This window comes from Bacillus sp. X1(2014) (assembly GCF_007678255.1).
Window position 1 is genome coordinate 1 of record NZ_VEED01000079.1, and the last position, 281, is coordinate 281.

Consider the following 281-nt stretch of genomic DNA (forward strand, 5'->3'; position numbering starts at 1 on the left):
AAGCGCGGGGGGTTAAAAAATATGAAACAATTGGGGACGCTATACTTTTTCTGTGGAAAAATGGGAGCTGGAAAATCAACTAAATCAAAACAATTGGCGATAGATAAACATGCGGTACTGTTATCTGAGGATGAATGGCTTTCATCCCTTTATCCCAATCAGATTGCATCATTTGAGGACTATTTAAAATTCTCAGCGCAGCTCAAGCCGTTGGTGAAAAAGCATGTCCAAAACATATTAAGTGTCGGTACAGATGTAGTGATGGATTTTCCAGCTAATAC

General features: G+C 39.1%; 1 protein-coding gene. It reads left to right on the forward strand.

The window, feature by feature from the left end:
* Positions 1–21: 21 nt before the first annotated feature.
* On the forward strand, positions 22–281 hold a 260-nt coding region (locus tag FS608_RS29865; protein ID WP_144556158.1), incomplete at its 3' end, for a P-loop nucleotide/nucleoside kinase family protein.